Below are 18,675 nucleotides of genomic sequence, written 5' to 3'. Positions count from 1 at the left end.
CCGCCCTGCCTGCTACGTCACTCGTCCTGCTGTTCCTGCTGCGCCTGCACCTGCCGCTGCTGGATGAACTGCCGCACATCGCTCATCGTCACGCGGCCGGTGTGCTTCGTATCGATTTCGTCGAAATGCTTCGACACGAAGCCGAGGCCGTTGCTCTGCGCCTGCGCCTTCGTCACGGCCGCGCCGTTGCTCAGCACCGTATTGGCGCCGAGCCGCGCGTCGACACGCTGCTGCGCCTGCTGCTGCAGCGTCGCGCCGGTCGACGGCAACACCGGCGCCGCTTTCGTGGCAGGAAAGAACGGACCGTCGACACCGCGCCCGCCGTGCGGCAGCTTCACCGGCGCCACCGCCTGCGGCGGCAACGCATAGGCACTGCTCATCACGGCACCGAGGACGATCAACGAAGACATACGCCGCATCAAATTGATTAGGGACATGATCACTCGCATTCAATGGATGAATAGAGGGTTCCTTTGACAAGGAGTCCGTCGTTCACGGTCGCTCAAGGGGCCGCCGCCAGCGTCGTCGCGGCCGTTGCGCCCGGGACGCTGCCGGTCGGTACGCTCGGCGGGTTTTCATCCGGCCACGGCGGCGGCAGCGTATGCAGCGTCAGCGCCGTCGGAATCCGCGCGCCCTTGTAGAACGTCTTCAGGTCCCGCTTCATCTGCGGCCGGGCGACGTCATCCAGGTAGATCATGTGGCCGCCCTGGAAGAAGTTCACCTGCAGCTTCGGATTCAGGCCCTTCACCGTCTGCAGCCGCGCGAGTTGCTTCTCGGTGTTGAAGAACGGCGTCGCGAGATCGTGGAAGCCATTCTCCGCGAGCACGCGAAGCTTCGGGTTGAGCTGCAGCGCACCGAGCAGATCGGGGATCGTGTCGGGCATCGGCTGGCCGTCGTGCGTGAAGTCCCAGACGCCGATGATGTTGTCGTTCAGCGGCAGGTACGTCGCGTTCGGCGCGGTGTAGCCGAGGTAATCCGGCATCTGCGTCGCGAGCGCGTTCGTGAACGGCTGCGAAATCAGGATGTCGGACGGGTCGCCGTCGTTCTGCAGCCGCGGATCGGCGTTCGGCAACGACACGCGTCCGTCATACCGGCCGATCGTCGTCCCGGGCAGCAAGCTCGTGCCGAACGGATTCGCGTTGAAGTAGCCGCGCAGCGCCTGTTGCGTGAGGCTCGACGGGATCGACCACAGCTTGAGCGTCGCATCGCTCGGGAACACCGGCGTGCCGAGCGCATCCGGAATGCCGAGCTGGCTCAACACCCACGACTGCGAATACTTCTGCAGCTGGTTGTAGATCAGCGTCGTGAACAGTTCCGTCTGCAGTGCGTACAGATCCTGGTTCACCGGCGCCGGGGAAACCTGGTTGAAGTACGCCGCGACCGCCGCATAGCCCGGCAGGTAGCCGGCCACGGTATCGGTTTCGAGCAGCAGCCCCTCCGTCGACTGCGTGATCGCCACCGCTTCCACCGCATCCGCGAAGTAATTCAGGATCGCCGACTGCAGCACGATGCCCGTCAGGTGCACGCCGGCCGATTCGAGCGCGAGCGCCAGCATGTCGGTGCGCGGCGTGCCGTACGATTCGCCGTACAGGTAGATCGGCGACGTGCCGCGGCTGTTGACGTTCAGGTAGCGCTGGATGAAGTCGCGCATGATGTTCACGTCCGCATCGGAACCCCAGTACTTCTGGTTGGTGTTCGGCAACACGGCTTCCGACAGCCCGGTGCCGGGCGGGTCGATGAACACGAGGTCGGTGGTGTCGATCAGGCTTTCGGCGTTGTCGACGAGCGGATAGTTCGGCCAGTTGCTGCCGAACAGCGGATCGGGCGTGGCCACGCGGGTCGGCGCGAACGAGCCGAGCCGCAGCCAGATCGACGACGAGCCGGGGCCGCCGTTATAGACGAACGTGACGGGGCGCGGCTTGCCGTTCGTGCTCGGCGCGGTGTAGGCGACATACGACATCGACGCTTCCGGATTGCCGTTCGCGTCCTGCGCGGTCAGGTGGCCGGTGGTCGTCGTGTAGTTGACGGTCGTGCCGCCGTTTTTCCACTGGTAATGCATGACGGCCGTTTTCTCGGACACCTGCCCGGGGGCGAGGCCGTCGGTCGCATTCATCGAATACGCGACCGGGTCGACGTACGGCTGGTTGGCCGGCGTCTGGCCGGCCGCCTGTTGCGCGCTGGCCTGCTGGCTGGCGGTGGCCTGCGCGAGGCTCGACGCACCGACGGACGACGAATCGTCGCCGCCGCATGCCGCGAGCGCCAAGGTCATGACGGTCAATGCACCTAGCCCGGCCAACCGGCCGTGACGGCCACGGCGGCTGCCGGTACAGTTCCTGTCTGGTTTCATCTCTGTCCTTTGGTTCGGATACCGCATCACAAAGGCCGCCAACGCCTGCGAAACGCGCAGACCGACCCGCCACTCGCGTTGCACGGTCGGCAGTCGGCGGTTGGGGATTGGACTTCTAAGAGACTGAACTTGATACAGACACAGCAAACTGCCGGCGAGAATGGTGCTCGGACGCCCCCTGCAGTTTGGACAACTTTTATATGACCCAAATTTACGACAACACAAAAATAGGCGGTGCTGCGCCGCGTTGTCAAAGATCATTCGGATATTAAAAATCCCGCAATGATGCTAACGGCCGACAGTGTCTGGCAATTGAAAGAAAGCGGGAATATTCGTGCATTGCACGCTTTATCGACAATAATCCGCCGAATCGGCGGCTTTTAACGCACGACCGGCAATCCTTTACTGGCACCGGCATCGCGCCTCGAAAGCCTTCAGATCGCCGGAATTATTCTTTCATTTTAATTATCGGCGATCGATTAATTCAGCACGACATCACGCATGAGCCGTCACTCGATGATTCGAGTCGCTTCAACGATTTTTCAAATGATGCACTTATCCGCATCACGCCATCCATAAAATACCGATTTCACTGATTCATGAGAATTTCAGCGGAATTATTTACCCGCAATCCGGCCGGCCGGTGCGGCCGGGATGAAACGCGGCGTGCAGCCGCGCCGCACGCCGCGCCCCACCCGCGTTCAATCCGCCATCACTTCCCGCCGCCCGGCAGCGCGATATCGATCAGCACCGGATCGTGATCCGACGAACGATACGCATCCGGCGCGTAGAACGTCTTCTGCTGCTCCGCCGACTTGTACGCGAGCGTGTACTGCAGCGCGACCGGCTCGTCCGCGTTGATGTGCCATTCGTGCACGGCCTTCACGTGCGACGCGAGCGGCAACGTCGCGAGCGCGTGATCGAGATAGCCGGCTTCGCCGTTGTACACGTAGCTGTACGCATTCGCGCCGATCCAGCGCGCGACGAGGTTGCGGTAACCGCGCGATTCCAGCGTGCGGATCGGGTCTTCGTACGTGTAGCTGTTGAAGTCGCCGATCAGCAGCACGCCCTGCCCCGCGACGCCCGTCGGGTTGCCGGCGAGCCAGTCGGCCAGCTTGGCCGCCGCGCGCGTGCGCGTCGGGTTCCAGCAGCCCTGGCCGTCACCCTGGTCGAGATCGTCGTTCGCGGCGTCCGGGCAGTTCTTCGACTTCAGGTGGTTGACCGCGACCGTCAGCGACTGCTTGTTGCCACGGATCAGCCGGAACGACTGCGCGAGCGGCTGGCGGTTCTTGTCGTCGATCGCGAGCGTGGCCGCGCGGCCGACCGGCTCGACCTTGCGGCTGTCGTAGATCATCGCGACCGTGATCGCATCGCCGCCGAGGCGCGGCACGCCCGGATCGACGACGCGCCAGTGGTTGCCGAGCTTCGCCGCGAGCTGGCGCACCGCGCTCAGTTCGCCGTAGCCGTTGTTCTGGATTTCCATCAGGCCGATCACGTCGGCGTCGATCGCCTTCAGCGCGCTGACGATCTTCGCTTCCTGGCGCTGGAATTCCTGGAAGTTCTTCGCACCGCGGTTGTTCGGATCGTCGAAGCCGCCGCCGAGACCGTTGCCGTTGAAGTAGTTCAGGACGTTGAACGACGCCACGCGCAGATTCGATTTCGGATCGCGTGCCGGTGCGGGGGTGCGCGGGTTCGTGCGCGCTTCGAATGCCGGCACGGCGGCGCCCGGCAGCGGCTGCACGCGCCATGCGCCGTAACGCACTTCGAGCACGCCTTCGATGTCGCGCACCGTGTAGCCCGCACGCAGCGTGTTCGCGGCCGACAGGCCCGGCGCCGGGTACGGCACCGTGGCGGGGTTCTGCTTGTTCGAGCCGTCGTCGAGGATCAGGCGATTGCGTGCGTTCGCATCGATCTGCGTCTGCGCCTGCGCGGGCGGCACGACGCTCGTCGGCGTGCGCAGGCGGCCGTTGCTGAGCATCACGCTGCCGTAGCGGCCGAGTTCGTAGTTGTCGGTGACGTTCAGCGTCTGCGGCAGGCGCACGAGCATGCCTTCATACGCGGCGAACGCGTTCGGGCTGTCGACCGGCAGCGTGAGCGTCGCGGGCCTGACCGTCTGGCCGTTCGCGCACACCGCGATCGCGCCCGACTGCGTGAGCTGCGTCTGGCCGTATTTCTCCTCGACCTTGCCCGTCACGTGCACGAGGTCGCCCGCTTTCGCACGCACCTTCGGCGCGTAGACGAACAGCCCCTCGGACACGCCCGGCTGGTTGCGGCGCTGCGCGTCGGCCTGCTGGACGAAGAAGCCGCCGAAGCCGTCCGTGCCGCCGAAATCGGCGGTGACGACGGCTTCGATCGACACGTTCTGGCCGGCGAGCGGCGACGGCGCGCCCGGCCCCTGGATATCGGCGATCGGCGTCGCGCTGCCGCCGCAGTTCGGACTGACGGGCGCGGCGGCGGCCGCGAAAACCGGCGCGGCGAGCGTCGGGAGCAGCAATAGCGGAGTAATGAGGCGGATTGTCGAGCGCATGACGGGGAATCCCGGTTGTGAGGGTGGCGAAAGCTTAGCGGCGCTCAATGACAGCTTTTGGTAATCGAAAGACAGGTAGATGTAACTATTTTTATCGTGGTGCGATCGCAGCTACCGTGCGTTTACGCCTGAAAAAGCGGGGAAATCGTCTGATGAAATCCAGCCATGCTCGTGACGATTGCCCCGCGTGCCCTCTCCACTGCGGCGTCGCGCCGTCTCGCTACACCGTGCCAGGCAGCGCGCTCGACACGAGAACCGCCGCAACCATCAGCACGCCGCCGAGCACCACTGCCTCGATCCGCAACACTGTGCCGAATCGTTGCAACAACCCGACCGGCATCGAGGCTGCCGGATCTTTCAGCGCCGCCAACAGATTCGGCATCCCGAGGAAGCGGTTGTGTCCGCCAAGTGCCGCCGCGATCAGCACGAGCGCGAGCTTCAGCAGCAGGATCTGCCCGTACGTCGACGCGAGCAGGTTGGCGGGCGTATCGACGCCGCGCCAGCCGTTGTACGCGCCGGTCGCGAACAACACGATCAATGCGCAGGTCGATGCATCGGAAAGCGACTGCACGAACGACGCGCCTGTCATGCGTTCGCTCGCGGGCATCGCGGCGAACCTCGGCATCACGCCGAATGCCGTCACGAGCACGAGCCCGACCCACGCGCTAATCGCCAGCAGATGCAGCCAGTCGATCCACACCGGCACGCTGAACAGCCCGGCATCCACCGGATGGCCGCCATTGCTTCGTGCGAGCGCGACGCTGGTAAGCGCGGCCCATATCGCCAATCGCGAGCGCATGACGTTCGCATGCGTGAGAAACGACAGCGCCACGACCACCGCCATGAACACCGCGCCGGCCAGCCACGCGTGACCGAACCCGGTGCCCGCGAGCATTGCGCACACAGCCGGCCCCACGTCGAGCAACGACACCTCGCTCATCAGCGCGCAATGCGCCCAGAACGCGGTGATGCTCGCGGCCAGCGATATGACGGACGCGATGCGCAGCGTCGCGACGAGCCGCCGCCCGATGCCGTGCTGCCACGCCGACGCGCCGCGCGCGAGCCAGTGGCTGCCGAGCAGCGCGCCGACGATGACGGCAAACCCGGCGTTCTGGATCGCGACCGACACGAGCCGCAGGAGGCCGACGAAGCCGTCGTTCACCCCTTCACCCTGAACGTATAGGTGCCCTTCGTGCGATGCGCATCGGCCGTCATCGCCGCCCACTGCACCGTGTACGCGCCGGGCGCGAGCTTCGGCATCGCGACGGTCATCACGCGCGGGTTCGCCGCATCGACCTTCGCCTTTTCCTGCGTGACGGCGTTGCCGTTCGCATCCGATACCTTCACCGAGCTGAACGCCGGTTCGAGGTCTTCGTTGAAGGTGAGCCGCAACGTGTCGGGCGCGGTGTCGACCGTGCTTCCTGTCGCCGGTGCTGCGCTTTCCAGCCTGCCGTGCGCCGAGGCCGCGATCGGTGCGGCGGCGAGAATCGCACCGGTCGAGACGATCGCGGCCAGTCGCGTGAGGTTCGTTATCTTCATGGTCACGCTCCGCGTCACGGCTTCTTCAGCTCGACGACGGTCAGCGCACCGTCCACGTCTTGCGCAACGAAGTCGATCCTGTCGCCGGCCTTCACCTGCGACAACATCGCCGGGTCCTTCACCTTGAACACCATCGTCATCGCGTCCATCCCGAGGTTTTCCAGCGGGCCGTGCTTGATCGTCAGCTTGCCGGCGGTCGTATCGACCTTGCGGATCTCGCCGTGCGACATGCGTTGTTGCGCCGCGGCTTCCTGCTTCGCACCGCCGCTCATGTCCATGCCGGCCATGTCACCGGCCGCGTACGACGCAGCGGAAAACGCCCATGCGCAACCCATCGCCATCAAAACCAGTCCCTTCTTCATCGTGTCGACTCCCTGTGAATGAAATGAAACCGGCGGCCGCCTGTGAGCAGCCGCCGCATGCTGCTGCTCAGCCGTCCGGCAGTTCGCCGGTGTACTCGTACGCGACAGTGCCCTTCGGATGCCGGAACCAGCCCGGATCGCGATAGTCGTTGCGGCCGAGCCCCTGCCGCACCTTGCAGACCGTGAACATCCCGCCCATCTCCAGCGGCCCGAACGGGCCCGTGCCCGTCATCATCGGCAGCGTGTTGTCGGGCAGCGGCATCTCCATGCCGCCCATCGCGCCGCCCGTGCTGCCCATCGCCATGTAGTCGGGCACGAGCTTGCCGATGCGCTGCGCGAGATCCTTCTGCGGCACGCCGATCAGGTTCGGCACCTGGTGGCCCATCGCATTCATCGTGTGATGCGACTTGTGGCAATGGAACGCCCAGTCGCCCGGGCGATCGGCAGTGAACTCGATCGCGCGCATCTGGCCCACCGCGACATCGGCCGTCACTTCCGGCCAGCGCGCGGTCGGCGGAATCCACCCGCCGTCGGTGCCCGCGACTTCGAAGCTGTAGCCGTGCAGGTGGATCGGGTGGTTCGTCATCGTCAGGTTGCCGAAGCGAATCCGCACGCGGTCGCCCGCGCGCACCGGCAGCGGATCGATGCCCGGGAACACGCGCGAGTTGAAGGTCCACATGTTGAAGTCGGTCATCTCGTTCACGCGAGGCGTGTAGCTGCCCGGATCGATGTCGTACGCGGCGAGCAGGAACACGAAATCACGATCGACCGGCATCGTGCCGCGGTCCTTCGGATGCACGATGAACATGCCCATCATCCCCATCGCCATCTGCACCATCTCGTCGGCGTGCGGGTGGTACATGAACGTGCCGTGCGCTTCCAGCTGGAACTCGTAGACGAAGGTCTTGCCGGGCGGGATATGCGGCTGCGTGAGGCCGCCGACGCCATCCATCCCGTTCGGCAACCGCAGCCCGTGCCAGTGGATCGTCGTGTGCTCGGGCAGCCGGTTGGTCACGAAGATTCGCACCTTGTCGCCTTCGACGGCCTCGATCGTCGGGCCCGGCGACTGGCCGTTGTAGCCCCACAGGTGCGCGTTCATGCCGGGCGCCATTTCGCGCACGACGGGTTCCGCCGTCAGGTGGAATTCCTTCCAGCCGTTCTTCATCCGCCACGGCAGCGTCCAGCCGTTCAGCGTCGCGACGGGCGTGTACGGGCGGCCGTTCGGCGGCATGAGCGGCGGCTGCGTGGCGGTCTTCGCCATCGTGGGCGCTTCGGGCAGCGACGCGGCGCCGGCCTTGCTGACCATCGCCGCGCCCAGCAGCGCGGCGCCCGAGCCGCTGAGAAATTGTCGACGGGACACCATGTCAATGACCTTCCGGATGCGGTTGCGTCGCGGGCACCGGTTGCGCCGCGGGGGTGGAAGCCGGCTGCGGCGCAGCGTCGGCGTTTGAAGTGGATGCGGGTTCGACGGATTGCGTCGTGCGCGGCGTGGCGCCCTCGGTCGGCAGCCGGCCCCCAACGGCCATCTGCAGATCGGTTTCGGCGAGCCAGTAATCCTTCAGCGCATCGATGTAGCCGTTGACCGCGCCGACCTGTTCGCGTGCGTCGGTCAGCAGCTCGAACACGCTCGCGAGCATCCCGTTGTAGCGCAGCAGCAGCTCGTCGGAGATCGTCTTGCGCAGCGGCACGACTTCGTCGCGATAGTGGGCCGCGACGTCGTAGCTCGTCACATATGCCGCATACGACTCGCGCACTTCGGAACGCGCATCGATGGCCGTCTTCGCGAGCCGGTTCGCCGACTGCATGTAGACGGCCTCGGCCCGCGCGACCTTCGCGCCGCCCCAGTCGAACAACGGAATCTCGACGCTGATCTCGTAGCCGTGCTCGTGCCCCTTGCCGGTCTCGTAGTTGTTCACGTAGCCGAGGTCGACCGCATTGACGAAGCGCGTGGCCTTGCTCAGCCCGAGCGACGACGCGACGCCCTGCGTCTGCAGCTTCGCGGCCTGGATGTCGAAGCGGTTGGTCATCGCGAAGCGTTCAAGATCGGGCAGGTTCGGCCGCGCTTTCGGCAGATCGGGCAAGCGCTCCGGCAGCGCGTACTGCGTGCGCTCGCCCCACAGGCCCATCGCGCGCGTGAGCTTCTCGCGCGCGGCCACGGCCTGCTGGCGCGCCTTCGCGTGCTGCGCGACCGCGTCGGCATGAAACGCCTGTTCGCGCGCGTAATCGAGGCGGCTGAAGTTGCCGGCCTGCCGCATGCGCAGCGCGAGTTCAGCGGCGGCGCTCGCGGCATCGCGCACCTGCTCTGCATAGTTCGCGGCCTGCTCGGCTGCGACGGCCTCGACGTACGCATGGCGTGCGTCCGCTGCGACCTTCAGCATCGCGTCGGCCGTCTCCAGCTTGGTCTGCTCGAAGCGGCGGCGCTCGATGTTCGTCGCGAGCGGCATCGTCAGCAGCGCGAACACGTTCGCCGAGAACGTGCGGCCGAGCGTCAGCTCGCCGTCGCCGGCGCGTGTGCGGCTGAACGCGAAGCGCGGGTTCGGCAGCCGGCCGGCCTGGACGAGATCGGCCTCCGATAGTCCCAATTCCGCGTAGGACGCCTGCAGGCCACGGTTGTTCAGCAGCGCGACCTGCACCGCGTCGTCGATCGACAGCGGCTTGGCAAGCAACTCCTTCGTCCGTTTGTCGACGGCTTCGCGGTCGGCGTCGGTCTTGACCACGATCGCATCTTGTCCGATGCGTTCCGATGCGGCGGACGACACCGTGTCGAAGCCGCCGTCCTTCGAGAACGTCGTGCAGCCGGCGAGGAACACCAGCATGGCCGCGGCCGCGCCGATCCTCGGCGATATCGCAAGCATCGTCATTGCGCGGCTCCTCCATGTTTCGAATGCGCGGCGCCGCTTCCGGCCGTGCCGCCAGTCGCTCGTCCTTTCGCCGGTCGTTCCATCACGTCCCGGTTCAGTTGCTTCCAGCCCGGGCCTTCGTCGTCCCGGTACGGCCGGTAGCCGTCGAACGCGGACGTCACTGTGACGTCCGGCACCGCCGCAGCGGCGTCCGCCGGATCGGGCAACGGGGTTTGCGCAGGCGCGAACGACGGCACCAGGGCCGCCGCGCCAAGCAGCGCCGCAGTAATCAATCGCATGAATGGGTCTCGTCTTGAGTCGCCCGGCGGACGGGATGCCGCCGCCGGAGCGGATTGCGGAGCGCGGCCGGTTGGGGCCGCGGGCTGGGGCTAGACGAGAAGCCGGCGCGGCGGCCGGTCGATGCCGCCGGTCAGGAACGACACGACGACCGGCGTCGGCGCGAACGAGACGATCGCGATACCGGTACCCGACGCAACGGACATCGCGGGAAGATCCGCCATGCTGGTGCCGAGGCAGCAGGACCCGCACGCGGCGCACGGCTGGGCATGTCCCGCATGATCACCGTGCGCGTGCGTATGCTGGCCACCCTGCGTGCCCGGCATCGCATGCGGCACGGCCGAGTCACCAGCGCTTGCCCCGCTCTCCGCGTACGGCATTGCCACGCCCGCACCCGCACATGCCATCGACACGGTCGCGAACGACTGGATCGGCAGGCTCAGCGCCAGCAGCACGACGACGAAGAATTTGCGCCAGTACGACATGGATGCGGAATCACGCAGGCAACGACCGGATGGGCCGGCGCGACGCGTAGACGGCGCGCTCCGGGGACAAGACGGCCGCAGCTTATCGCCGCCGCGGTGACGACGACATGGCCGATACATGACCGGGGTTTCATGAAAATTCCGTCATCCTCCGGTCATCCTTCGCGCACGCGCGGCGCCGTAAGCTCACGCGTTACACTGACCGACTGGAATCACGGACAGCCTGCCCCACCATGCGGATACTGATAGTCGAAGACGAACCCAAGATGGCGTCGTACCTCCGGAAGGGGCTGATGGAGGCGAGCTACACGGTCGACGTCGCGGAAAACGGCAAGGACGGGCTGTTCCTCGCGCTGCACGAGGATTTCGATCTCGTCGTGCTCGACGTGATGCTGCCGGAACTGAATGGCTTCGAGGTGCTCCGGCGGCTGCGCGCGCAAAAGCAGACGCCCGTGCTGCTGCTCACGGCGCGCGAGGCGATCGAGGACAAGGTCGCCGGGCTCGAACTGGGCGCCGACGACTACCTGCTCAAGCCGTTCGCGTATGCCGAGTTCCTCGCACGCATCCGCTCGCTGCTGCGGCGCGCGCCGCGCAACGTACGCGACATCCTGCATGTCGCCGATCTCGAAGTCGACCTGATCCGCCGCCGCGTGCGGCGCGCCGACACCCGCATCGACCTGACCGCACAGGAATTCGCGCTGCTGCAGTTGCTCGCCGAGCGCGAGGGGGAAGTGCTGACGCGCACCTTCATCACGTCGCAGATCTGGGACATGAATTTCGACAGCGACACGAACGTCGTCGATGCGGCGATCAAGCGCCTGCGCGCGAAGATCGACAACGCGTATGAGACGAAGCTGATCCAAACGATCCGCGGGATGGGCTACGTGCTCGAGGATCGTTCGTGACGCGCAGCCCCGGCTCGTACTCGCTGCTGCGGCGCCTGACGCTCGCGTTCGCCGCCGTCGCCGCGCTCGTGTTCGCGCTGACCGGCGCGTACCTGTATCGCTCGCTGTCCGCCGAGCTGACGCGGCGCGACGACATCGAGATCTCCGGCAAGCTCAACCAGTTCCTGCAGCTCGCGCACGCGAGCGGATCGATCGCCGCGCTGCGGGCCGATCCGGCCGTGTTTCATGAAGTGCTGTTGTCGCACCCAGGCGTGTATCTCGGCATCTACGATGCGCAGAATCGCGCGATCGTCGCGCATTCCGACGAAGCCGGCAACACGCTGGCGTCGGTGATCGCTGCGCCGCATCCGGCCGGCGGAGCCAACGGGCCGTTCACGTGCTCGCCGCCCGGCATCGGCACGTCGCGTTGCGTCTACGCACGCGCCACGCTGCCGTCCGGCGACGCGATCCAGGTGGCGCTCGCGCGCACGGCGACCGATCGCCAGTCGCTGCTTGAAAGTTATCGCGTCGACATCTGGCTCGCGGCGGCGGTGGGCGCACTGCTGGTCGGCGCGTTAGGCTACGCGGTCGCGTCGCGCGGCCTGCGTCCGGTCGAGAGCCTCGGCCGGCAGACGTCGCGCATCGAGGCCCATAACCTGAATGCCCGGCTCGACGCACGCGGCGGCCCGGTCGAGCTGCGCGAACTCGCGACGTCGGTCAACCGGATGCTCGACCGCCTCGAACGCGCGTTCGTGCGGCTGTCGCAGTTCTCGTCCGATCTCGCGCACGACATGCGCACGCCGCTCGCCAACGTGATCAGCTCGTCGCAGGTCACGCTGTCGCGCGCGCGCACGACCGACGAATACGAAGCGCTGATCGATTCGAACATCGAGGAATGCGAACGGCTGCAGCGGATGATCGAGAACATGCTGTTTCTCGCACGCACCGACAATGCGCGGCAGCACCTGAAAACCGCCGAACTCGACGCGGGCAGCGAGCTGCGCCGGCTCGCTTCGTATTTCCAGGCGCTGGCCGATGAAGCCGGCGTGCGCCTCGACGTGCACGGCGAGGCGCCGGTCGTCGCGGACGCGACGCTGTTCCGGCGTGCGGTGAGCAATCTCGCGTCGAATGCGCTCGAACATGCGGAAGCCGCGTCGACGATCGAGCTGGCGGTTTCCGCGCGAGGCAGCTACGCGGTCGTCGAAGTCACGAATCGCGGCGCCGCGATTCCGCCCGAACAGGTCGACAAGATTTTCGAGCGCTTCTATCGCATCGATTCGTCGCGGCACGGTGCGGCGCGCAACGCGGGGCTCGGGCTCGCGATCGTGAAGTCGATCATGGAGCTGCATCGCGGCAAGGTCGAGGTCGCGAGCCGCGACGGGCACACGACGTTCGCGCTTTATTTTCCGCGGGGCACCGAAGGGTAAGCCAGTTACCCCGCCTGTCGCATCGGCATGACGGCCGGTGCGACGCCGAACGAAACACGACAACCACCGTCGCCGAACACCTTCACTCTCCCAGCTCGCGCCGGATCTTCGCCTGGCGGCGATTGCGGTCGTTCAGTATCTGGTGCCGGCGATGGTCGGTCAGTTTCTTCCAGTCACGTGCCTCGTCGCGCGTCCTCAAGCAGCCCACGCAGAATCCGGTGCGGCCATCGAACGCGCACAGCTCGATACACGGCGATTTCACGGCCACGGTCAGGCCGCCTTCGCCGGCGCCATCACTTCGACGGTCACGTGCGACAAGCCGCCAAAGCTCTTGACCAGTGCATGGTAGAAGCGCGCGTCGCGCACCGCATCGACGGTCTCGACCGACACGATCGCGCTCATGTGGCCGGGGCCGACACGCCACACGTGAAGATCGTTGACCTTGTCGCCAAGCGCCTCGATCGCATGACGCACGCGCTCCGCCAGCTTGCGATCGACGTTGACGTCGAGCAGGATGCCGCCCGTATCGCGCATCAGACCGTACGACCAGTTCGCGATGACGAGTGCGCCGATGATGCCCGCGACGGGGTCCATCCAGACCCAGCCGAAGGCACGCGCGAGCAGCAGGCCGATAATGGCCAGCACCGACACAGCGGCATCGGCGATCACGTGAACGTAGGCCGACCGGATGTTGTGATCGCGGGCCGCGGCAGCGTGCACGCCTTCATGATGATCGTGTTCGACGAACGCAAGTGCGCGCTCGTTGCCGTTCAGCGTCACGATCGCATCGAACGCATGGGGCTCGGGAATGGTCTCGCGCGATTCCAGGAAGCCGTCACGCGCGACCATCGTGAAATGCTGTCGCGATTGGTCGGAGCGGACGGTCGTGATCGATGCAGAAACCCCGTCGAGGCTCGACTCGCCGGTTGCAGGCGCGATCCGGAACACCGGCGGCACGCCGTCCTCGAACACCGATACGTCGAACACGCCGGCTGTCGAGAACACCCTCATGGCTTCATCCGCGTGATCGTCGTGCACGTGCCCATGGCCGTGTCCATGCCCGTGATGGTGGCCATGATCGTGCCCGTGATGCCCACCGCTCAGCAGCCACACGCTCGCCAGGTTGACCGCGAGACCGAGCACCGCGATCGGAATCGCCTCGCCAAAATGGATCGGCACCGGCGCCAGCAAACGCGCAATCGCCTCGTAGCCGATCAGGATCGCGATCATCGCGAGCACGATCGCGCTCGTGAACCCGGCCAGGTCGCCCAGCTTGCCGGTGCCGAACACGAAACGCGGATCGTCGGCATGCCTGCGCGCATAGGTATAGGCCAGTGCGGCGATCAGCATCGCGCCCGCGTGCGTCGACATGTGCAGCCCGTCGGCGACGAGCGCCAGCGACCCGAACAGCGTACCGCCGACTATCTCGGCCACCATCATCGCCGCGCACAGCCCGATCACCATCCATGTCCGCCGCTCGTTCTGCTCGTGCGCGGCGCCGAGGAAGATGTGGTCATGCCCCGCGCCGAACGCGTCATTCGTGAAATTGCTCATATCCCCCCGATTACTTGAAATAGCTGTGCACCACGTCGATCAGTTGCTCGGTCGCGCTGCCTTCGTGCTCATCCGGCCCATGGGCATCGACCATGTGTTCGCGAATGTGGTCCTCCAGCACGACGGCCAGCAGCCCGTTCATCGCGCCGCGACAACTCGTGATCAATTGCAGCACCTCGTTGCAGCCGCGCTCTTCCCCGAGCGCGCGCTCGATCGCCTCGACCTGGCCCTTGATACGGCGCACTCGGTTCAGCAGCTTCTGTTTTTCACGAACGGTATGGCTCATCGCCGACGGACTCCTGGATAGGGAGGGGGAGTATATATCCAGAAGGCTGCCCCTATAGGGGAGAGGGGTATATTTTTGCGAGATGAAGGCTTGCCGAAAGCCATTCGCTCCGCTAGACTGCCCTTCGTCTTTGGGGAGTAGCCTGCTTTCCGTCTCCGGAAAGCGAACGCGTCAACACACTCGGCCTGCGGCCGTGGCGCGTTCAGCCTGATCGGCTTGGCGAGACCATGGGCGCATCGCGTCGTTCCTGGTCGGACGTCGGTGGATGCGCCATGGTTCGTCAGCGTCCGACCACGGAGTCCCCATGTTCCCCACCGTCTTCCCCTCGCGTTTCGCCGCCGTCCGCACCCTTGCCTGCGGAGGTGCCGCATGACTTTCATGTTCGTCGAGCTGGCGTTCATGCTGATCGTCATTCTCATCGCCGCCGAAGTCTTCACCAATGCGCTCGAACATCTCGGCGAACGCCTGAAGATTTCCGAAGGCGTCACCGGTTCGCTGTTCGCGGCCGTCGGCACCGCGCTGCCCGAAACGATGGTGCCGCTGCTCGCGCTCGCCGGCGGCACCGCGAACCATGCCGTGAACGAGGAGATCGGCGTCGGCGCGATTCTCGGCGCGCCGCTGATGCTCGCGACGCTCACCACCTTCCTGATGACGCTCGCCGTGATCCGCTCGCGCGGGCTGCGCGGCACGATCGCGCCCGAACGCACGGGATTCGTGCGCGACATGAACTACTTTCTCGCCGCGTTCTCGCTGGCCACCGCCGCGATGTTCGTCCCGCATCACAACGGGGCCGTGCGTGCGCTGCTCGCGGCGATGCTCGTCGGCCTCTACGTGATGTATGTGGTGATGACGTTCCGCGCATCGAATCAGCTCGTCGATGCCGGGCATGGCACCGAGGCGCCGCACACGATGTTCCTGTCACGCCTCGGTGTGCCGACCAACCTCGCGACGATCGCGCTGCAATTGCTCATCGGCCTCGCGCTGCTGGTTGGCGGCGCGAAGGGCTTCATTCACGGCGTGGAAGGCGTATCGCACGTGCTCGGTGTCTCGGCGCTGCTGCTGTCGCTGATCGTCGTGCCGATCGCGACGGAGCTGCCGGAGAAGGTCAACAGCGTGCTGTGGATCCGCCGCGGGAAGGACACGCTCGCGTTCGGCAACATCACCGGCGCGATGGTGTTCCAGGGCACGCTGCTGCCGGCGATCGGCATCATGCTCACGCCGTGGGAGCCGCGCCCCGAAGTGCTGACCGGCGTGATCATCACGCTCGCGGCGGCGGCATGGCTGCGCTTCAATGCGCGCACGCGCGGCCTCGCGATCCGGGCGTTGCTGGCGAACGGCGCGGGTTATGCGGGCTACCTGTTCCTGACGCTGGCGCGCTGATCCTGCTCAACGGGCCCGCCGCGCGCGATCCCGCTGCCCCGCGCGAACGAAGCACCACTGCACCGCCCGCCGGCGCGCGATTCAGATGCGCGTCTGGTTCACACGCCGCGACAGTTGCTCGGCGCTTTCCTTGCGCTCGCTGTACCGGTCCGTCAGGTACGCGCCGACGTCGCGCGTCAGCAGCGTGAATTTGACCAGTTCCTCCATGACGTCGACGACCCGATCGAAATACGCGGACGGTTTCATCCGGTCGTCGTCGCCGAATTCCATGAACGCCTTCGCGACGGACGACTGGTTCGGAATGGTCAGCATGCGCATCCAGCGCCCGAGCACGCGCATCTGGTTGACCGCGTTGAACGACTGCGATCCGCCGCTGACCTGCATGACCGCCAGCGTCTTGCCCTGCGTCGGCCGCACCGCGCCGACCGACAGCGGAATCCAGTCGATCTGCGCTTTCATCACGCCGGTCATCGCGCCGTGACGCTCGGGCGAGCACCACACCATGCCCTCCGACCATTGCACGAGCTCGCGCAGCGCCGCCACTTTCGGGTGGTCGTCGGGCGCATCGTCGGGCATCGGCAATCCGGACGGATTGAAGATCCTGGCTTCGGCGCCCATCGCCGTCAGCAACCGCGCCGCTTCCTCGACCAGCAGCCGGCTGAACGAGCGCGTGCGCAACGACCCGTACAGCAGCACGATTCGAGGCGGATGGGTCGAAGGCTGCACGGGCCGCAGCCGGCTCGCGTCCGGCACACGAAAGAGCGTGGCATCGAGTTGCGGCAGGTCGTTCAGGCCGTCAGACACGCTTGCCCGCCGCATCGATCACGATTTCGCCGTCCTCCTTCGCAAACGGCCCTTGCTGCGGATCGGGCAGGATCTCGAGCACCCGCTCCGACGGGCGGCACAGCCGCGTGCCGAGCGGCGTCACGACGATCGGGCGATTGATCAGCAGCGGGTGAGCGACCATGAAGCCGATCAGATCCTCGTCACGCCATTTCGGATTGTCGAGATCGAGCGCGTCATAAGGCGTCCCCTTGCGCCGCAGCACGTCGCGCACGGGAATGCCCATCGCCGCGATCAGCGCGCGCAGTTCCTCGTGACCCGGCGGCGTGTCGAGATAAAGCACGACGCGGGGCTCGACGCCGGTGTTGCGGATCATCGCCAGCGTGTTGCGCGACGTGCCGCATTCGGGGTTGTGATAGATCGTGATGTCGGTCATTTCCGGATTCCTGAATGATTTCACGCGCGCTCGTACCAGCCCTTCGAGCGGTTGACGACGCGCACGACGAGCAGCATGACCGGCACTTCGATGAGCACGCCGACGACGGTCGCGAGCGCTGCGCCGGAGTGGAAGCCGAACAGGCTGATGGCGGCCGCCACGGCCAGCTCGAAGAAATTGGACGCACCGATCAACGCCGACGGGCACGCGATGCTGTGCTGCTCGCCGACGAGGCGATTGAGCCCGTAGGCGAGCGCTGCGTTGAAGAACACCTGGATCAGGATCGGCACCGCGAGCAGCGCGATCACCAGCGGCTGCTTCAGGATCGCCTCGCCCTGGAACGCGAACAGCAGCACCAGCGTGGCCAGCAGCGCGACAATGGACCACGGGCCGACCTGCGCCATCGCACGGTCGAACGCCGCCGGCCCCTTCGCGAGCAACAGCCTGCGCCACCCTTGCGCGACGATCACCGGGATGACGATGTAGAGCACGACCGACGTGAGCAGCGTCGCCCACGGCACCGTGATGGCGGACATCCCCAGCAACAGGCTGACCAGCGGCGCGAAAGCGATCACCATGATGCTGTCGTTCAGCGCGACCTGCGACAGCGTGAACAGCGGATCGCCGCCCGTCAGCCGGCTCCACACGAACACCATCGCCGTGCACGGCGCGGCGGCCAGCAGGATCAGGCCGGCGATATAGCTGTCGATCTGGCCGGCCGGCAGCATCGGCGCGAACAGCTGCCGGATGAACAGCCAGCCGAGCAACGCCATCGAGAACGGCTTGACGAGCCAGTTCACGACGAGCGTGACGCCGATCCCCCGCACGTGCCGCCGAACCTCATGCAATGCACCGAAGTCGACCTTGACCAGCATCGGCACGATCATCACCCAGATCAACAGCCCGACGGGCAAGTTGACCTGTGCGTATTCCATGCGGCCGATGTGCTGAAAGAGCCCGGGCAGCGCCTGGCCCAGCGCGATGCCGAGCACGATACACAGCGCCACCCAGATGCTCAGGCAGCGCTCGAAGCATCCGATCGCGGGCGCGGCCGCCGCGGCGTGCGGCCGTGCAATGTTCGAGCCGCTCACGCGCCGCCTCCGCAACAGTCGGGCGCAGCGGGTACGTCACAGGGAGCGCCGGCGCAGCAGTTCTCGGTCAGGAACCCGATGACCCCGCGCATCGATTCGAAATTCGCCGCGTAATAGATGAACCGGCCGTCCTGGCGCGCGGTGACCAGGTCTGCGTGCGACAAATCCTTCAGATGAAACGACAGACTCGATGGCGACAGCCCGATCTGCTGGGCGATCGCGCCGGCCGGCAGCCCTTCGGGGCCGGCCACGACCAGCGCGCGAAAGATGGCGAGGCGCGCTTCATGAGCAAGCGCGCCCAACGCGCGCACGACGAGATTGGAGTCCATGGCGCGAAGGATAGCGCCATCATTTCAACATTTCAAGCATTGTTGAAATGATGGCGCCGAGCCCGTGCGCGGCTGCCCGCAAGCCCTTCGCGCACCGTCAGACGCAGC

General features: G+C 66.1%; 20 protein-coding genes and 1 riboswitch. Of the genes, 3 read left to right on the top strand and 17 right to left on the bottom strand.

The window, feature by feature from the left end:
* Nucleotides 1–17 precede the first annotated feature (17 nt).
* The 10 genes from HWX39_RS03285 to HWX39_RS03240 form a co-directional block, all read right to left on the bottom strand.
* Nucleotides 18–410, bottom strand: coding sequence for a 2-oxoglutarate dehydrogenase (locus HWX39_RS03285; RefSeq protein WP_244134887.1), 393 nt, complete (start codon nt 408–410; stop codon nt 18–20).
* A 92-nt stretch (nt 411–502) separates the two neighbouring features.
* The gene (locus HWX39_RS03280; RefSeq protein ID WP_175965539.1) at nt 503–2,347 is read right to left on the bottom strand and encodes a peptidase S10; all 1,845 of its coding nucleotides are present in this window, start codon (nt 2,345–2,347) and stop codon (nt 503–505) included.
* A 712-nt stretch (nt 2,348–3,059) separates the two neighbouring features.
* On the bottom strand, nt 3,060–4,874 hold the full coding sequence (locus tag HWX39_RS03275; protein WP_175965538.1) for an ExeM/NucH family extracellular endonuclease: 1,815 nt from the start codon (nt 4,872–4,874) through the stop codon (nt 3,060–3,062).
* A gap of 220 nt (nt 4,875–5,094) precedes the next feature.
* Complete coding sequence (locus tag HWX39_RS03270) at nt 5,095–6,036, bottom strand: CopD family protein (protein WP_175965537.1); 942 nt, start codon at nt 6,034–6,036, stop codon at nt 5,095–5,097.
* Complete coding sequence (copC, locus tag HWX39_RS03265; protein ID WP_175965536.1) at nt 6,033–6,413, bottom strand: copper homeostasis periplasmic binding protein CopC; 381 nt, start codon at nt 6,411–6,413, stop codon at nt 6,033–6,035. The genes HWX39_RS03270 and copC overlap by 4 nt, the downstream gene beginning before the upstream one ends.
* A 14-nt stretch (nt 6,414–6,427) precedes the next feature.
* Nucleotides 6,428–6,775 carry a copper-binding protein gene (locus HWX39_RS03260; RefSeq protein WP_175965535.1) on the bottom strand — a complete coding sequence of 116 codons (348 nt, stop codon included), beginning with the start codon at nt 6,773–6,775 and terminating at the stop codon, nt 6,428–6,430.
* 67 nt (nt 6,776–6,842) lie between these two features.
* Nucleotides 6,843–8,138, bottom strand: a complete 1,296-nt coding sequence (locus HWX39_RS03255) for a copper oxidase (protein ID WP_175965534.1) — start codon at nt 8,136–8,138, stop codon at nt 6,843–6,845.
* A gap of 1 nt (nt 8,139) precedes the next feature.
* On the bottom strand, nt 8,140–9,636 hold the full coding sequence (locus tag HWX39_RS03250) for a TolC family protein (protein ID WP_175965533.1): 1,497 nt from the start codon (nt 9,634–9,636) through the stop codon (nt 8,140–8,142).
* On the bottom strand, nt 9,633–9,914 hold the full coding sequence (locus HWX39_RS03245) for a hypothetical protein (RefSeq protein WP_175965532.1): 282 nt from the start codon (nt 9,912–9,914) through the stop codon (nt 9,633–9,635). Before HWX39_RS03245 ends, HWX39_RS03250 begins: the two co-directional genes overlap by 4 nt.
* A 90-nt stretch (nt 9,915–10,004) precedes the next feature.
* On the bottom strand, nt 10,005–10,397 hold the full coding sequence (locus HWX39_RS03240; protein WP_175965531.1) for a hypothetical protein: 393 nt from the start codon (nt 10,395–10,397) through the stop codon (nt 10,005–10,007).
* 233 nt (nt 10,398–10,630) lie between these two features.
* Here HWX39_RS03240 and HWX39_RS03235 point away from each other — a divergent pair, with 233 nt between their 5' ends.
* Both HWX39_RS03235 and HWX39_RS03230 read left to right on the top strand, forming a co-directional pair.
* Nucleotides 10,631–11,302, top strand: a complete 672-nt coding sequence (locus HWX39_RS03235; protein ID WP_175965530.1) for a heavy metal response regulator transcription factor — start codon at nt 10,631–10,633, stop codon at nt 11,300–11,302.
* Nucleotides 11,299–12,708 (top strand): heavy metal sensor histidine kinase, encoded by a 1,410-nt coding sequence (locus HWX39_RS03230; protein WP_175965529.1) that lies wholly within the window; start codon nt 11,299–11,301, stop codon nt 12,706–12,708. The genes HWX39_RS03235 and HWX39_RS03230 overlap by 4 nt, the downstream gene beginning before the upstream one ends.
* An 82-nt stretch (nt 12,709–12,790) precedes the next feature.
* Here HWX39_RS03230 and HWX39_RS03225 read toward each other — a convergent pair whose 3' ends face one another.
* The 3 genes from HWX39_RS03225 to HWX39_RS03215 are packed head-to-tail and all read right to left on the bottom strand — an operon-like array spanning nt 12,791 to nt 14,548.
* On the bottom strand, nt 12,791–12,976 hold the full coding sequence (locus HWX39_RS03225) for a DUF1289 domain-containing protein (protein WP_175965528.1): 186 nt from the start codon (nt 12,974–12,976) through the stop codon (nt 12,791–12,793).
* A 2-nt stretch (nt 12,977–12,978) separates the two neighbouring features.
* On the bottom strand, nt 12,979–14,262 hold the full coding sequence (dmeF, locus tag HWX39_RS03220) for a CDF family Co(II)/Ni(II) efflux transporter DmeF (RefSeq protein WP_175965527.1): 1,284 nt from the start codon (nt 14,260–14,262) through the stop codon (nt 12,979–12,981).
* A 10-nt stretch (nt 14,263–14,272) separates the two neighbouring features.
* A complete protein-coding gene (locus HWX39_RS03215; protein WP_039354022.1) occupies nt 14,273–14,548 on the bottom strand; it encodes a metal/formaldehyde-sensitive transcriptional repressor in 276 nt (91 codons plus the stop codon).
* Between the two features lie 120 nt (nt 14,549–14,668).
* Nucleotides 14,669–14,836, top strand: a riboswitch (yybP-ykoY riboswitch).
* An 81-nt stretch (nt 14,837–14,917) separates the two neighbouring features.
* Here HWX39_RS03215 and HWX39_RS03210 point away from each other — a divergent pair.
* Nucleotides 14,918–15,928 carry a sodium:calcium antiporter gene (locus tag HWX39_RS03210; RefSeq protein WP_175965526.1) on the top strand — a complete coding sequence of 337 codons (1,011 nt, stop codon included), beginning with the start codon at nt 14,918–14,920 and terminating at the stop codon, nt 15,926–15,928.
* Between the two features lie 81 nt (nt 15,929–16,009).
* Here HWX39_RS03210 and arsH read toward each other — a convergent pair whose 3' ends face one another.
* The 4 genes from arsH to HWX39_RS03190 are packed head-to-tail and all read right to left on the bottom strand — an operon-like array spanning nt 16,010 to nt 18,567.
* Nucleotides 16,010–16,747: an arsenical resistance protein ArsH gene (gene arsH / locus HWX39_RS03205; protein ID WP_175965525.1), complete on the bottom strand. Its 738-nt coding sequence runs from the start codon at nt 16,745–16,747 to the stop codon at nt 16,010–16,012.
* Entirely contained in the window at nt 16,725–17,147 is a 423-nt protein-coding gene (gene arsC / locus HWX39_RS03200; protein ID WP_175909135.1) for an arsenate reductase (glutaredoxin), read from the bottom strand. The genes arsH and arsC overlap by 23 nt, the downstream gene beginning before the upstream one ends.
* Before the next feature lie 20 nt (nt 17,148–17,167).
* Nucleotides 17,168–18,238 carry an ACR3 family arsenite efflux transporter gene (gene arsB, locus HWX39_RS03195; protein ID WP_175965524.1) on the bottom strand — a complete coding sequence of 357 codons (1,071 nt, stop codon included), beginning with the start codon at nt 18,236–18,238 and terminating at the stop codon, nt 17,168–17,170.
* Nucleotides 18,235–18,567, bottom strand: coding sequence for a metalloregulator ArsR/SmtB family transcription factor (locus tag HWX39_RS03190; protein ID WP_175965523.1), 333 nt, complete (start codon nt 18,565–18,567; stop codon nt 18,235–18,237). The genes arsB and HWX39_RS03190 overlap by 4 nt, the downstream gene beginning before the upstream one ends.
* Between the last annotated feature and the right edge of the window lie 108 nt (nt 18,568–18,675).

This window comes from Burkholderia sp. BCC0322 (assembly GCF_902833045.1).
Lineage (GTDB): Bacteria > Pseudomonadota > Gammaproteobacteria > Burkholderiales > Burkholderiaceae > Burkholderia.
The sequence above is the reverse complement of the archived record's forward strand: the minus strand, read 5'-3'. Positions and strand labels throughout refer to the sequence as shown.